Genomic DNA, 12,883 nt, shown 5'->3' with positions numbered 1-12,883 from the left:
GCCGGCCTCAGCTGAGGCCAGCGCCGTGCGTGAAGTGATTACGCAAGTGTGTTTTCAGCTGCGTTTCGGCAGCTTCCAGTTCGGGCGGATGAAATGGCAGGTGTAACCATTCGGTATCCGCTCCAGATAGTCCTGGTGCTCGGGTTCCGCTTCCCAGAAGGGGCCCGCCGGTTCGATTTCAGTGACCACGCACCCCGGCCACAGCCCGGATGCATCGACGTCGGCAGCGGTGTCTTCAGCAATGTCGCGTTGCTGTTCGTTAAGGTAGTAAATCGCCGAGCGATAACTGGGGCCGAGATCGTTGCCTTGTCGGTTGGGTGTGCTGGGATCGTGGATCTGGAAAAAGAACTCAAGAATTTGCCGGTAGCTGATCACGGCAGGGTCGAAGACGATTTCGATGGCCTCGGCATGGTTGCCGTGGTTGCGATAGGTGGCGTTCGGCACATCGCCACCGCTGTAGCCGACTCGCGTCTGCAGCACGCCGGGATAGCGTCGCAGCAGGTCCTGCATGCCCCAGAAGCAGCCTCCGGCGAGAATCGCGGTTTCGGTCTTTCCGGTCATGATCTTTTTGCCTCTCGGTGACGGTGGATACGGATCTGGTTATGAGGGCGCGTGGGCTATTTGCAAGTTTGACTCAGGGTGAAGGGCTGCTCGAAACGGTGTTTTCAATAAAATGCCCTGACGATAAGGTCAGGGCATTGATGGTTTCGAGCGGTGAACTCGTGGCAATTCGCGCTGAGTGATGGACGAAAACCAAGATATCAAGCGGTTACACAATCGCTTGCCCGAAAAAGCCCCGTGGCAGGCGTTGCGGACCCGCCAGAGCGGTCAAGCGTGCGATCCATTCCGAGCGCCAGTTCGATGCACCGTGATCAGCCTGTGTGTGGCGCGCTGCGCGCCGAGCAGCATTGCGCTGGGTTTTGCGCGCATTTTTGTAGGCGTCGGTGTTGCGGCAGCTGCGGCATTTGACACGATTGAGTTCCTGGCTCGAGGCAAGGTTGTTGCCCTTGTGACCACAAGCCAGGTGCCCGTCTACTTTGAAATGGATAACCATGGATCAGTCTCCTGATGACGTGTACAGGTTATGACCTCCCACGACTGCGGGTGTTCGCCGGGTCGGCCAGGCGGTACGCGTTGAGACTGTCGTTATTGCCATCCGGTCATCTGAAACGAGGCAGAGGCCGCTCGACTGGTTGCAACGAAGACAGCGTACTGCGAATCAGCGGCGTATCTTTTTCGATGTCGTTCAGGCGATCACGTATGCGCAGGGCGGTCGGATGGCCGCCTTGATGATCGACCCAGTCGGCAATTTCCTTGCAGGCCGCCGCCAGGCGCGCCTGACGGGAGTCAAGCAGGGTGAGGAGGGTGGTGATGGACTCTTTTTCGGACATGGAGCACCTCCGTTCAGACAAACCGTTGAGAGGCAGCAAAAAGCCCGCGGGCTGCGAGCTCTCTGCCGTTGGGGCGCTGGTCCGTCAGCTGTTTTGAGTATAGACCCCGCCTGTCAATTGCATCAGCCGGCCGATTGTCGCGCCGGTCGCGGCGAGCTGGCCGCATTGAGCCTTTGGCATTCGCGCCGGGCATCTTCCTCAAGATCATAGCCATCACCGATGAAGCCTCCGGTTCGGGTGTCATTGATCCGAAACCAGCTGCTGGATTCGGCAGGTTCATGCTGACTTTCCCCGGCGCGACGGCCGTGAATGATGATCTTGTTGCAGCGCTTCACGACAAAGATGTCTTCCATGGCGTCACCACAGCAAATAGGTGTCAGATCAACTATAGAAGCCTTGGCCGATCGTGCAAAAAATAGCCAGTCAGTTCGTCGGTTGCAGCCACTCGGTGGCGCGCCAATCCAGGCGATGCGTCGGCCTCAACGCCTGTAGAAACTCTGGAACCTGGGAAACCGCGATTGATTGTTCGGCTACCAGCGCGATCAAGACGCGTCCATCATTTGCTCGAGAAACATCGCCAGCGCCACTTCCTCGGCGCGCAAGCCCTTGCGCACCCTCGGGCGTGGCAGTTCGGCCAAGGCACCGAGCAGGAAGCGCTCGACCACGGCCGGGTGGATGTAGCACTTGCGGCAAACGGCTGGGGTGTTGCCCAGCTGTTTGGACACGCTCTTGACCATCTCCACCACATGCCGTTTCGCCTCGGCTTCCGACTCCCATTGCAGTTCGCGCAATACCGCCAGGGCCAGCGCGCTGCCGGCCCAGGTGCGGTAATCCTTGGCGGTGAAGTCGGCACCGGTGAGGGTTTGCAAGTAGCTGTTGACGTCGTGGGAGCTGACGGTGTGCCGCTCGCCATTTTCATCCAGATACTGAAACAGATTCTGTCCCGGGATTTCCAGGCAGCGCTTAATGATGCGCGCCAGGCGACGATCCTTGACGGTGATCTGGTGTTCAATGCCGCTTTTACCGCGAAACTGGAACAGGATCGCGCTGCCGTTGACCTCGACATGCCGGCTGCGCAGGGTGGTCAGGCCATAGGAGCGGTTGTCCCGCGCGTATTGAGTGTTGCCGACACGAATCAGCGTGGCGTCGAGCAGCGTGATGACCGTGGCCATGACCTTGTCGCGGCTGAAGCCTGGTGCGTCGAGCAGGGTTTCGAGCTGTTTGCGCAACTTCGGCAGCGCCAGGCCGAACTCACGCAAGCGCGAGTACTTGTCGGCGTCGCGCACCTCGCGCCAGCGCGGGTGATAGCGATACTGCTTGCGGCCCCGGGCATCGCGGCCAGTGGCCTGCAAATGGCCCCGCGGATCGGCGCAGATCCACACGTCGGTATAGGCCGGCGGTACTGCCAGCGCGTTGATCCGTTTGATCTCATCGGGGTCGTTGATGCGCTGCCCGGCCGGATCGAAGTAGGCGAATTTGCCACGCAGCTTTTTGCGGCGGATGCCGGGTTGGGTGTCGTCGACGTAATGCAGGTCGGGCGGTAAGACGTCGGCTAGTACGGTGTCGGGCATGGCGGTGTCCTTGGCGAATCGCTCTGTTACAGCGATTGACCGCGGGCCGTGGCCGTCGTGCCAACCAATTCAGGCCAGCACGGCGACGGCCTTGATCTGCGCCCACAAATGCTGGCCCGGGTGGATGCCGAGTTGATCCCGGGAAAACCGCGTGATCCGTGCCAGCAGCGGTGTGCCGCCGGCATCCAGACGAATCAGCACATGCGCGGCGTTGTCCGCCGCCAGCTCGCTGACCACGGTCACCGGCAAGCGATTGAGGATGCTGCTGGCTTCGCTGTTGTGCAGGGCCAGACTGATGTCGCGGGCGTGCACCTTGCAGCGCAAGGCTTGACCGACCGCCATCGGTGCGTGCGTCACGCGGATGTTCATGGCCGTGGCCGGCAATTGCAGACTCAGCAGTTGGTACTCGGCATCGTAGGCGCTGACCTGGCCTTCGATGATCACCCCGGCGTCATCGCCCAGCGCCATTGGCAGGTCCAGCCGCGCGAGGGTCTCGCCAATCGGACCGCTGGCCAGGGCCTTGCCGTCGCTGAGCAACACTAGATGATCGGCCAGCCGCGCCACCTCATCCTGCGCGTGGCTGACATAAAGCACCGGAATGTCCAGCTCGTCGTGCAGACGTTGCAGGTACGGCAGGATTTCGTTTTTGCGCTGGCTGTCGAGGGCCGCCAACGGCTCATCCATCAGCAGCAGTTTCGGACTGGTCAACAGCGCGCGGGCGATACCGACACGCTGGCGTTCGCCGCCGGACAGATGCTGCGGATGGCGCTCCAGCAGATGGCCGATGCCCAGCAGTTCGGTGGCTTGCGCCATGTCGACACGGCGCTGGGCCTTGGCAATGCGCTTGAGACCGAACTGCAGATTGGCCAGCACTGACAGGTGCGGGAACAGACTGGCTTCCTGGAACACGTAACCCAGCGCACGTTTGTGCGGTGGGACAAAAATCCGACGCTCGCTGTCCTGCCAGACTTCGTCGTTGATCTGGATGAAACCTTGCGCGGCGCGCTCAAGCCCGGCGATACAGCGCAGGCAGGTGGTTTTGCCCGAACCGGAAGGACCGTACAGCGCAGTCACGCCACGCCCCGGCAAATGCAGATCAACATCCAGGTTGAAACCCGAATAAGTGATTTTCAGACGTGCATCAATCATCGATCAGCTCCAGCCCACGCGGGTCTTGCGGCTGGAGTAGAGCGCCAGCAACACCAGAAACGAAAACACCAGCATCGCCCCGGCCAGCCAATGGGCCTGAGCATATTCCATCGCCTCGACATGGTCGTAGATCTGCACCGAGACCACGCGGGTCTTGTCGGGAATGTTGCCGCCGATCATCAGTACCACACCGAATTCACCGACGGTATGCGCGAACCCGAGGATCGCGGCTGTCACGAAACCGGGGCGGGCCAAAGGCAGGATCACGCTGAAGAAAGTGTCCCAGGGATTGGCGCGCAAGGTCGCGGCCACTTCCAGTGGACGGGTGCCGATGGCCGCGAACGCGTTCTGCAACGGTTGCACCACAAACGGCATGGAATAGATCACCGAACCGATCACCAGCCCGGTAAAGCTGAAGGTCAGCGTGCCCAGGCCCAGCCATTGCGTGAAGTGGCCGAGAAAGCCATTGGGCCCCATTGCCAGCAGCAGATAGAAGCCGATCACGGTCGGCGGCAGCACGAGGGGCAGGGCGACGATTGCGCCGATGGGGCCGCGCAGCCAGGAACGACTGCGCGCCAGCCACAGGGCAATCGGAGTGCCGACGACCAGCAGGATCGCGGTGGTCAGGGCCGCCAGTTTCAGGGTCAGCCAGATCGCCGCGAAATCGGCACTCGAGAGCGACATTTAGAGCTGGTAACCGTATGACTTGATCACCGCAGCGGCTTTCGGGCCTTTGAGGTAGTCAACCAGTGCTTTGGCGGCGGCGCTGTCTTTGCCTTTGTTCAGGATTACCGCGTCCTGTTTGATCGGGTCGTGCATGTTCGCTGGAACGATCCACGCCGAACCGCTGGTGACCTTACCGTCCTTGTAGATCTGCGACAGTGCTACGAAGCCCAGTTCCGCATTACCGGTGGACACGAACTGGTAGGCCTGGGTGATGTTCTGGCCTTCGACGATTTTGGCTTTGGTCGCTTCAGTCAGCTTGAGTTTTTCCAGCACCTGAGTGGCGGCCAGCCCGTACGGTGCGGCTTTCGGATTGGCGATGGACAGGTGCTGGTATTCATTTTTCTTCAGCACTTCGCCTTTGCCATCGACATAACCTTCTTTCGCCGACCACAGCGCCAGGGTGCCGATGGCGTAGGTGAAGCGCGAGCCCTTGACGGTATCGCCTTCTTTTTCCAGTTTTTCCGGAGTGGTGTCGTCCGCCGAGAGGAACACTTCGAACGGCGCGCCGTTCTTGATCTGGGTGTAGAACTGGCCGGTGGCCCCGTAGGCGGCGACCAGTTTGTGCCCGGTGTCTTTTTCGAAGTCGGCAGCAATGGCCTGGATCGGCGCGGTGAAGTTGGCGGCAACCGCCACCTGCACCTCATCGGCGTGAGCGGCGCCAAAGGCAAATACCGCCAGCAAAGAAGCCAGGCAAGTGGGGGCAAAACGTGAGGCACGAAGGGTCATAACAGCTCCGTTATTGGCGAGTGCAGAGGGCAGTTATTGTTGGAGGTGGACTGCACCGATGCGAAGGGTGAAACGCTATATAGCGAAATATATAGCGAAATGCCGCTAAACAGGAAGTGCTGTTGTATACAGGATGAGGCTGTGTCGCGCCTCATCCTGGATCGGGTCAGTGTCGGACCAGTTTTGCCAGCGCGCCTTGCGCCAGTTCCCGGGTCAGTTCGGCGCTGCTCAGCTCCTTGCCCAATGGAAAAGCCTGCCCGGCCCAGAGGTTGCTGAACTGCGCTTCGCTTTTTGCACGCAAGGGCATCAGCGCTCCGCCGGCCAGCGGGAAGGCCGGGGCTTTCGCTGACATCGGGCCGATTTCGCGCATCACCCGATTGAGAATGCCGCGAGCCGGGCGGCCGGTGAACAGGTTGGTAATCGCGGTTTCGCTTTCCTTGGCGGTGCGCAGCGCCTGATGATGAGAAGCGCTGACTTTCGCTTCCGGGGTGAACAGATACGCGGTGCCGACCTGCGCTGCCGATGCACCGAGCATCAATGCCGCGGCCACCCCGCGCGCATCGGCAATGGCGCCGGCAGCGATCACCGGTACTTTCACCGCATCGACAATCTGCGGCACCAGGGCAAAGGTACCGACCTGACTGCTCAGGTCATCGCTGAGAAACATCCCGCGATGACCACCTGCCTCGTAGCCCATGGCGATGATCGCGTCGCAACCGTTTTGTTCAAGCCACACTGCTTCATCGACAGTCGTGGCAGACGAGAGGATTTTCGCACCCGTGGCCTTGACCCGATCCAGCAGGGATTTCTCCGGCAGGCCAAAGTGAAAACTTACGACTTCAGGACGAAACTCTTCCAGCACGGCGCACGCTGCTGCATCGAAGGGTGCCCGGTTGGACACCGGCGTCGGTGCATCGAAATCGACACCCAGTTCGCGGTAGTACGGCTCCAGCAGGTTTTTCCAGTCCCGCGCGCGCTGTTCATCGGCAGCCGGTGGCTGATGGCAGAAGAAATTGACGTTGAACGGCTTGCGAGTGTGCTCGCGAATGGTCTGCAGTTCTTCGCGCAGTTGCTCGATACTCAGCATTGCGGCGGGCATCGAACCCAGGCCGCCGGCGTTGCACACGGCGATCACCATGGCCGAGTTCGTGGCACCGGCCATTGGGCCTTGGATGATCGGCAGCTCGATGCCGAGCAGGTCAAGAATGCGAGTGTCAGGCCATTGGCTCATGGAAGCGGTTCTCCGAACGATGAAACGGGGCAGGGACGGCAGAGCCGGTTTTTTAACAGCAAAACCGGACTCAGGGCCAGCGCGAATTTTCCGCGCACGGACAGCCATGCGCCGTCAACGTCGATGAAATCCACCGCCACCGCCGCCAAATGAACGGTTCATGACTTGCGAGGAGTTGTGAAAGTTGTTGGTGCGCTGGTTGCCGAAGTTGCGCGCTGCAGATTCACGATTGAGATTCTGCAGCTGGGCAGTGTTGTTGACCGGTGCCGTGCGGGTCGGGCTGCCCTTGACCATTGATTGCCAACCGTTGTCGGTTTTCTTGTAGACGTTACCGTCGTGCCCGGCATAGACGTTGTCGCCGACCCGTGCAGCGCCGCCGTTGCGTCCCTTGACGCCAGCATATTGCGTGGTCTTGTCGGTGTTGGGGTTGTACACCGCGCCACGGTTGGCGGTGACTTGCGTGCCGTTGCGTGCGTTGCCCGCCGTCACTCGGCCGCCGGCGATGGCGCCACCGTTCGGCCCGACCACCTCACCGCTGCGTCCGGCCGCGTAGTTGCCGTTGTAGGCATTGTGTACGGCACCGCGCTGGCCCGCCGCAGCAATTCCGGTGCGCGAGTTATAGGACGAACCGACCTGACCGGCCCAGCGATTGCCGGTCCAGGCGTTGTAGCCGGCGCCGTAACGGCTGACGGTCGCGCGGTCGCCCCACTGACGATAAATGTTGCCGGTGGTGCCGGCCCAGCCACCGGGCCCCCAGGCCACGGCACCGCCGCGATAGCCGTAAGCGGCGCCGCCCCAGGCCAGCGGCGCTGGATACAAGCGCGGCCCCCAGGCATAACCCCAGCCGTAATTGCCCCACCACGGATAAGCACCCCAGCCCCAACCCATTGCCACGGTGTTGCCGCCCCAGCTCCAGCCGAAGCCGAAACCGAAGGTCCAGCCGGTCCAGGGTGTGTAGCGAATCGCGACGCCGAAACCGTAGGTCACGGGCGGCCCATACCAGACACTGCCGACCCATGGCGTGTACGGATATCCGGTGCCGTAAACCACCACACCCGTGGCCGGATCCAGGTTCGACCCTTGATACCCCGGGGTGTAACCAACCACCACCGTGTCGCCGCTGGACTCATAGACTTTGACGTATGTGAGGTAATGCATCGGTGAACTCGGCGGGATGGAATAGATCACCGACGGTACCGAACTGGCGACGACCCACGGTCCGCTGACTGTCGTTGCGGTGAACCAGATGCCGTTCTCCACGGCATACCAGCTGTCGTTGTCGACACGAATGATCGGCGTCGCGCTGTTGACCACATATTGCAGCGACGTGGTGTTGATCGGTTTGAGTTGCGGCTCGCCGTCGAACTGCGGCGCGGTCATTTTCACTGCACTTTTCTTGATCGCCGAGGTTTGCGGGATGGTGGCGGCAATCGCGGCTTCCTTGGCCTGCGGCGTACCGGCGACGGAGGCCTTGACGTTCTCTTTCGGGCTGTCGTCGGGGATGTTGGCGAAGTCGGCCGGCAATTTGTCCGCCGGGGTAAACGTCCACGGCCCGTTCATGTCGGCGGCCCGGAACCAGCGTCCGGAAATCAGCACGTAGCTGTTCTGGTCGCCGATTTCCTTGAAGATGTGCCCTGTGGTGTTGCTCACGTAGAGCAGGCTGGTGCCCTGGATCGGCGACCACTGCGCAGCCCCGTCGGTAACGATCAGCTCGGTGGGGGTGGTGGCGATGAAAATTTTCGGCTGCGGCGGCTTGGCCAGATTTGGCACCTTGTCTTTCGGATCACTCTGCCCGGTCAGCAGATCGACCTGACGGCTCTGGATCGCCGCCTGTTTGGCCTTTTCCAGATCGGCCGGCGGTGTGGTCAGACGAGTGTATTCGCCGCTGAGGTTGTCAGCGACCATCCAGCCATCAAACACATGCAAGTAGTGCTTGCCCTCGGCGTCCTTGAGCAATAACGGGCGGGTGTTGATCACCCGCTGCAACGCGGTGCCCTCGACCGCGCGATACGCCGCGTCGCCATCAATATAGACAAGCAGGGCGGGGACGTCGGAACTGATGATCGCCGGCGGGGTATTTTCCAGCGGCGCGCTGTCGGCTTTCTGCTCTGCCGACAACACACCGACGGCGGCCTCAAGTTGATCGAGGGAAATGGTCTTCTTGCGGCTCTGGGCATCCTTTTGCAGTGCCGCGAGCCAGACATCCGCCTGACTGGCATCGGCGGGGAAGTCGGCCTTGATGATCTTGTATTGATCCAGTGCGACCCAGCGCGTGGACTTGTCGACCAGCGTGTGCGCACTGAACTGGACAATGCCGTAGGTGGGTTTGCTGTCGGCGCCGCTGGCTTCGACCGCCGCCCGGGCATTGAGTGTGTAGCCATCCCAGCTGTCGAGTTGCGGCTGGTACACGGTCAGCCTGGCCTTGCCGCTGGTGATCACTTGCGGCCACGTCGGCGCGCTGGGGGCGGCGTCGGCAGCGGCGGGTTTGCTGGCAGTGGCCGGGGCGGCCCACGGGTTGCCGGCGGTCAGCAGGCACAGCATGAGGATTGCAATCCATGAGCGCGGGTAAGGCATTGTCAGCTCCATCGACAGAGGCCGCTTTCAGCAGGGGGGCAGCGAAAGCACGACCGTCGAAAAAGCATAGTCGCCCGCTATGGAATCACTGGGCGGATTTGCGAATTGGCGCAAAGTCGGGTGGGGCAATGTGTTGCTTTGTGTTATTTCAAGGCGCGAGGATATGAATCCACTGAGTGAGAGGCAGCCATGTTCAACGGCATTTTGATCGACAAAGACGACAGCGGTTACCGCGCCAGCCTGCAGCAGATCGATGAAGCGCAGTTGCCCGAAGGCGACGTGACGGTGCAGGTGGCGTACAGCACGCTGAACTTCAAGGATGGTCTGGCGATTACCGGCAGCAGCCCGGTGGTACGCCAGTTTCCGATGGTGCCTGGGATCGACCTGGCGGGCACGGTCGAGGTCAGCTCGCATCCTGATTATAAGGTTGGTGATCAGGTGCTGCTCAATGGCTGGGGCGTGGGCGAAAGTCACTGGGGCGGCCTGGCACAAAAGGCACGCCTCCGTGGCGATTGGCTGATTCCCTTGCCCGAGGCCTTCAGCGCCGCGCAAGCGATGGCCATCGGTACCGCCGGCTACACGGCGATGCTGTGCATTCTGGCGCTGGAGCGTAACGGCGTGACGCCGGATCAGGGTGAAGTGCTGGTGACCGGCGCCAATGGTGGGGTGGGCAGTTTCGCCATCGCCTTGCTCAGCAAACTCGGGTATCGCGTGGTGGCGTCCACCGGCCGGGTGTCCGAGCATGAGTACCTGAAGCAACTGGGCGCCAGCGAGATCATCGACCGCGCAACCTTGTCGGAACCGGGCAAACCGCTGGCCAGGGAACGCTGGGCCGGCGTGATCGACTCGGTCGGCAGCCACACCTTGGCCAACGCCTGTGCCAGCACCCGCGCCGAAGGCACGGTGGCGGCCTGCGGTCTGGCCCAGGGTATGGATTTTCCTGCGTCGGTGGCGCCGTTCATTTTGCGCGGTGTGACCCTGGCGGGCATCAACAGCGTGACCCAACCCAAGGCCCGGCGGATCGAGGCCTGGAAACGTCTGGCCAAGGATCTGGACTTCGCCTTGTTGCCTTTGATCAGCCACGAAATCGCCCTGAGCGAAGCCATCGACGCGGCCCCCAAATTACTCGCCGGACAGCTGCGCGGCAGGGTTGTGGTCGACGTCAATCGCTGACAGAGTAAGCGCCATTGCGGCCCTGTGTGGCCGCACTTCTATGACAGGGAGCGGCATTTTCGATGGATTTGAAACGACAGCAAATCGACGCCTTCACCGTGGCCGGCCTGCGTGTGCGCACGACCAACGCCGCAGAGCACCAGCCCCAGAGCGCAAAGATCGGCCCGATGTGGGGCCGGTTTTTCAGTGAAGAACAGGCCGAGAGTATTCCCGGCAAGATCCCGGGCTCTGCAATTTATGGTGTGTATTCGGCCTATGAATCCGATGCCTCGGGTGCATTCGATGTCACCGCGGGGGTCGCGGTCAATGCACGACCCAAAGGCTATGAGACCGTACAGATCGAAGCCGGCGAATATCTGGTGTTCGAGGCGCAGGGGCCGTTGCCTGACGCGGTCATTGCGACCTGGGGACGGATCTGGACCTTCTTTGAGGAGAACCCTCAGATTCAGCGCCGTTATGCCACCGACTACGAGGCCTATACCGGCCCCGAGTCCGTGTCGGTCTGCATCGGGATTCGCTAAGGCTGGTTTTCGCGTTCCAGCAACTGGCGCTTGCGCTCCACACCCCAGCGATACCCCGAGAGATTGCCATCGCTGCGCACCACGCGATGGCAAGGGATTGCCACGGCCAGACGGTTGGCGCCGCAGGCTTGCGCCACCGCGCGCATGGAAGTCGGTGCGCCAATACGTTGTGCGATTTCGGCGTAACTGGCAGTGCGACCCACCGGGATTTCCCGCAGCGCTTGCCACACCCGTTCCTGAAAAGCTGTGCCGCGCACATCCAGTGGCAAGTCGAGGCCCAGTGCTGGCGCTTCGATAAAACCCACCACTTTGGCAATCAACTGTTCGAACCCGGCGTCGGCGCCAATCAGGTTGGCCTGACGGAACTGATCCTGCAGATCGCACACCAGTTGATGTGGATCGTCGCCCAACAGGATCGCGCACACCCCGCGTTCGCTTTGCGCCACTAAAATCGCGCCAAGTGAGCACTGGCCAACCGCAAAGTGAATGTCGTTGTTGCGCCCTGCAGCGCGATAGTCACCGGGCTTCATGCCCAGCAGCTTGTCGGCCGATTCGTAAAAGCGGCTGTTGGAATTGAAGCCCGCGTCGTACAGCGCATCGGTCACCGAGCCGCCATTCGCGAGCCGTTCCCGTACCCGGCGCGAGCGATGCGCCGCTGCGTAGCCTTTGGGCGTCAGGCCGGTAGCGGCCTTGAACACGCGATGAAAATGGAACGGGCTGAGGCCGGCAACCTCAGCGAGTTCATTGAGCGCAGGCACTGTTTCACTCGATTCGATCTGCCGACAGGCCATCGCCACTGTCGCGGCGTGCTGGCTGGCGACATCAGTCTGATCCTTGCTTGTGCGTTTGCTTGGGCGGTAGCCCGCCGCTTCGGCAGCTTCGGCGCTGTCGAAAAATTCGACATTTTGCGGTTTGGGCAAACGCGAAAGGCTGCTGGGTCGGCAATAGATGCCGGTGGTTTTTACCGCATAGACAAACTGCCCGTCGGCTCGCGGATCCCGCGCGAGCACGGCGGCCCAGCGTGGATCGGTTTCAACATTGATGATCGGCGAAAGCTTTTTCATGACGAGTAGTCCGTTGACCTGTTTGATTCAGGTTAACCAGCTGCAATGTGGGTAACACTCCGGGCCTTGCGGTCAAACTTTTCAGATCACCCGGCGACCCGGAAGGTCAGATTGATCCGCCGCTCGCCCAGACGCGGATGCTGGCCGGGCTTGATCGGCAGCACACCGTGAAAACGCAGGCGATCGACCCCGCCCCAGACCACCATGTCGCCGTGCAGCAGAGGAATGCGCTGGCTCTTGTCGCTGCGGACAAAACCACCGAACAGGAACATTGCCGGCAACCCCAATGACAACGAAACGATCGGCGCCGCGTAGGCATGTTCGTCTTTGTCCTGGTGCAAAGACATCTTGGCGCCGGGGACGTATTGGTTGATCAGGCAGGAATCGGCGTGAAATCCGGCAAATCCTGCGCGCTGCGCCGCTCTCTGTGCCATTTCGAACAACACTTGGGGCATTGCCGGCCATGGTCTGCCGCTCAGCGGATCCACGGTGCTGTAGCGATAACCGCTGCGATCAGTGATCCAGCCCAGCGCTCCGCAGCTGCTGGTGCCCACCGACATGCTGAAACCGCCCGGGGTCATCATGTGACGCAATGGCGCTGCGGCGAGAACGCCGTCCAGCGTCGGCAACAGTTGATCGATCATCGGCAGGGCGAACCCGCGCAACACCCACGATTGTTCGCCGATTTGCTCGGCGCGGGGTTGTTGCTCGGGTTCGTGGTCGGCGAACAGGTCGAAGTGGCTTGGTTGCATGCTGC

At 61.5% G+C, this 12,883-nt stretch carries 14 protein-coding genes; 2 read left to right on the top strand and 12 right to left on the bottom strand.

All coding sequences use genetic code 11. The features are described from left to right. Nucleotides 1-54 precede the first annotated feature (54 nt). The 10 genes from msrA to ACM6HV_RS15720 form a co-directional block, all read right to left on the bottom strand. Nucleotides 55-561 carry a peptide-methionine (S)-S-oxide reductase MsrA gene (gene msrA / locus ACM6HV_RS15765; RefSeq protein WP_414904686.1) on the bottom strand — a complete coding sequence of 169 codons (507 nt, stop codon included), beginning with the start codon at nt 559-561 and terminating at the stop codon, nt 55-57. Nucleotides 562-769: 208 nt separating this feature from the next. Then, nucleotides 770-1,054 carry a hypothetical protein gene (locus ACM6HV_RS15760; RefSeq protein WP_414904685.1) on the bottom strand — a complete coding sequence of 95 codons (285 nt, stop codon included), beginning with the start codon at nt 1,052-1,054 and terminating at the stop codon, nt 770-772. A 106-nt stretch (nt 1,055-1,160) separates the two neighbouring features. After that, nucleotides 1,161-1,391 (bottom strand): hypothetical protein, encoded by a 231-nt coding sequence (locus ACM6HV_RS15755; RefSeq protein WP_007964939.1) that lies wholly within the window; start codon nt 1,389-1,391, stop codon nt 1,161-1,163. Between the two features lie 122 nt (nt 1,392-1,513). Next, nucleotides 1,514-1,744: a hypothetical protein gene (locus ACM6HV_RS15750; protein ID WP_041064505.1), complete on the bottom strand. Its 231-nt coding sequence runs from the start codon at nt 1,742-1,744 to the stop codon at nt 1,514-1,516. A gap of 189 nt (nt 1,745-1,933) precedes the next feature. Then, nucleotides 1,934-2,962 carry a DNA topoisomerase IB gene (locus ACM6HV_RS15745; protein ID WP_414904684.1) on the bottom strand — a complete coding sequence of 343 codons (1,029 nt, stop codon included), beginning with the start codon at nt 2,960-2,962 and terminating at the stop codon, nt 1,934-1,936. Nucleotides 2,963-3,031: 69 nt separating this feature from the next. Further along, on the bottom strand, nt 3,032-4,111 hold the full coding sequence (modC, locus tag ACM6HV_RS15740; protein ID WP_414904683.1) for a molybdenum ABC transporter ATP-binding protein: 1,080 nt from the start codon (nt 4,109-4,111) through the stop codon (nt 3,032-3,034). Between the two features lie 3 nt (nt 4,112-4,114). Then, nucleotides 4,115-4,795 carry a molybdate ABC transporter permease subunit gene (gene modB / locus ACM6HV_RS15735; RefSeq protein WP_414904682.1) on the bottom strand — a complete coding sequence of 227 codons (681 nt, stop codon included), beginning with the start codon at nt 4,793-4,795 and terminating at the stop codon, nt 4,115-4,117. After that, complete coding sequence (gene modA, locus ACM6HV_RS15730; protein WP_414904681.1) at nt 4,796-5,563, bottom strand: molybdate ABC transporter substrate-binding protein; 768 nt, start codon at nt 5,561-5,563, stop codon at nt 4,796-4,798. A gap of 166 nt (nt 5,564-5,729) precedes the next feature. Further along, nucleotides 5,730-6,794, bottom strand: coding sequence for an NAD(P)H-dependent flavin oxidoreductase (locus tag ACM6HV_RS15725; protein WP_414904680.1), 1,065 nt, complete (start codon nt 6,792-6,794; stop codon nt 5,730-5,732). 114 nt (nt 6,795-6,908) lie between these two features. Next, nucleotides 6,909-9,368, bottom strand: a complete 2,460-nt coding sequence (locus ACM6HV_RS15720; RefSeq protein ID WP_414904679.1) for an autotransporter — start codon at nt 9,366-9,368, stop codon at nt 6,909-6,911. 189 nt (nt 9,369-9,557) lie between these two features. Between ACM6HV_RS15720 and ACM6HV_RS15715 the strand changes: the two genes are divergently transcribed. Together ACM6HV_RS15715 and ACM6HV_RS15710 are read left to right on the top strand one after the other, a co-directional pair. Next, nucleotides 9,558-10,541 carry an MDR family oxidoreductase gene (locus ACM6HV_RS15715; RefSeq protein ID WP_414904678.1) on the top strand — a complete coding sequence of 328 codons (984 nt, stop codon included), beginning with the start codon at nt 9,558-9,560 and terminating at the stop codon, nt 10,539-10,541. A 62-nt stretch (nt 10,542-10,603) separates the two neighbouring features. Continuing rightward, complete coding sequence (locus ACM6HV_RS15710) at nt 10,604-11,062, top strand: GyrI-like domain-containing protein (protein WP_414904677.1); 459 nt, start codon at nt 10,604-10,606, stop codon at nt 11,060-11,062. On the opposite strand, the gene ada is transcribed toward ACM6HV_RS15710, so the two are convergent. Both ada and alkB read right to left on the bottom strand, forming a co-directional pair. Then, on the bottom strand, nt 11,059-12,126 hold the full coding sequence (ada, locus tag ACM6HV_RS15705) for a bifunctional DNA-binding transcriptional regulator/O6-methylguanine-DNA methyltransferase Ada (protein WP_414904676.1): 1,068 nt from the start codon (nt 12,124-12,126) through the stop codon (nt 11,059-11,061). The genes ACM6HV_RS15710 and ada overlap by 4 nt on opposite strands. 86 nt (nt 12,127-12,212) lie before the next feature. Next, the gene (alkB, locus tag ACM6HV_RS15700) at nt 12,213-12,878 is read right to left on the bottom strand and encodes a DNA oxidative demethylase AlkB (RefSeq protein ID WP_414904766.1); all 666 of its coding nucleotides are present in this window, start codon (nt 12,876-12,878) and stop codon (nt 12,213-12,215) included. Nucleotides 12,879-12,883 lie beyond the last annotated feature (5 nt).

The organism is Pseudomonas sp. IT-P260 (assembly GCF_949768395.1).
GTDB classification, from domain to species: Bacteria; Pseudomonadota; Gammaproteobacteria; order Pseudomonadales; family Pseudomonadaceae; genus Aquipseudomonas; species Aquipseudomonas parakoreensis.
Note: the sequence above shows the minus strand (reverse complement) of the source record. Positions and strands in the feature narration are given on the sequence as shown.

Bases quoted from the DNA above. Each gene is read 5' to 3' on its own strand.
- msrA (WP_414904686.1), bottom strand. From the start codon at position 561: ATGACCGGAAAGACCGAAACCGCGATTCTCGCCGGAGGCTGCTTCTGG.
- alkB (WP_414904766.1), bottom strand. From the start codon at position 12,878: ATGCAACCAAGCCACTTCGACCTGTTCGCCGACCACGAACCCGAGCAA.
- ACM6HV_RS15725 (WP_414904680.1), bottom strand. From the start codon at position 6,794: ATGAGCCAATGGCCTGACACTCGCATTCTTGACCTGCTCGGCATCGAG.
- ACM6HV_RS15710 (WP_414904677.1), top strand. From the start codon at position 10,604: ATGGATTTGAAACGACAGCAAATCGACGCCTTCACCGTGGCCGGCCTG.
- ada (WP_414904676.1), bottom strand. From the start codon at position 12,126: ATGAAAAAGCTTTCGCCGATCATCAATGTTGAAACCGATCCACGCTGG.
- ACM6HV_RS15720 (WP_414904679.1), bottom strand. From the start codon at position 9,368: ATGCCTTACCCGCGCTCATGGATTGCAATCCTCATGCTGTGCCTGCTG.
- ACM6HV_RS15755 (WP_007964939.1), bottom strand. From the start codon at position 1,391: ATGTCCGAAAAAGAGTCCATCACCACCCTCCTCACCCTGCTTGACTCC.
- modC (WP_414904683.1), bottom strand. From the start codon at position 4,111: ATGATTGATGCACGTCTGAAAATCACTTATTCGGGTTTCAACCTGGAT.
- ACM6HV_RS15745 (WP_414904684.1), bottom strand. From the start codon at position 2,962: ATGCCCGACACCGTACTAGCCGACGTCTTACCGCCCGACCTGCATTAC.
- ACM6HV_RS15750 (WP_041064505.1), bottom strand. From the start codon at position 1,744: ATGGAAGACATCTTTGTCGTGAAGCGCTGCAACAAGATCATCATTCAC.
- modA (WP_414904681.1), bottom strand. From the start codon at position 5,563: ATGACCCTTCGTGCCTCACGTTTTGCCCCCACTTGCCTGGCTTCTTTG.
- ACM6HV_RS15760 (WP_414904685.1), bottom strand. From the start codon at position 1,054: ATGGTTATCCATTTCAAAGTAGACGGGCACCTGGCTTGTGGTCACAAG.
- ACM6HV_RS15715 (WP_414904678.1), top strand. From the start codon at position 9,558: ATGTTCAACGGCATTTTGATCGACAAAGACGACAGCGGTTACCGCGCC.
- modB (WP_414904682.1), bottom strand. From the start codon at position 4,795: ATGTCGCTCTCGAGTGCCGATTTCGCGGCGATCTGGCTGACCCTGAAA.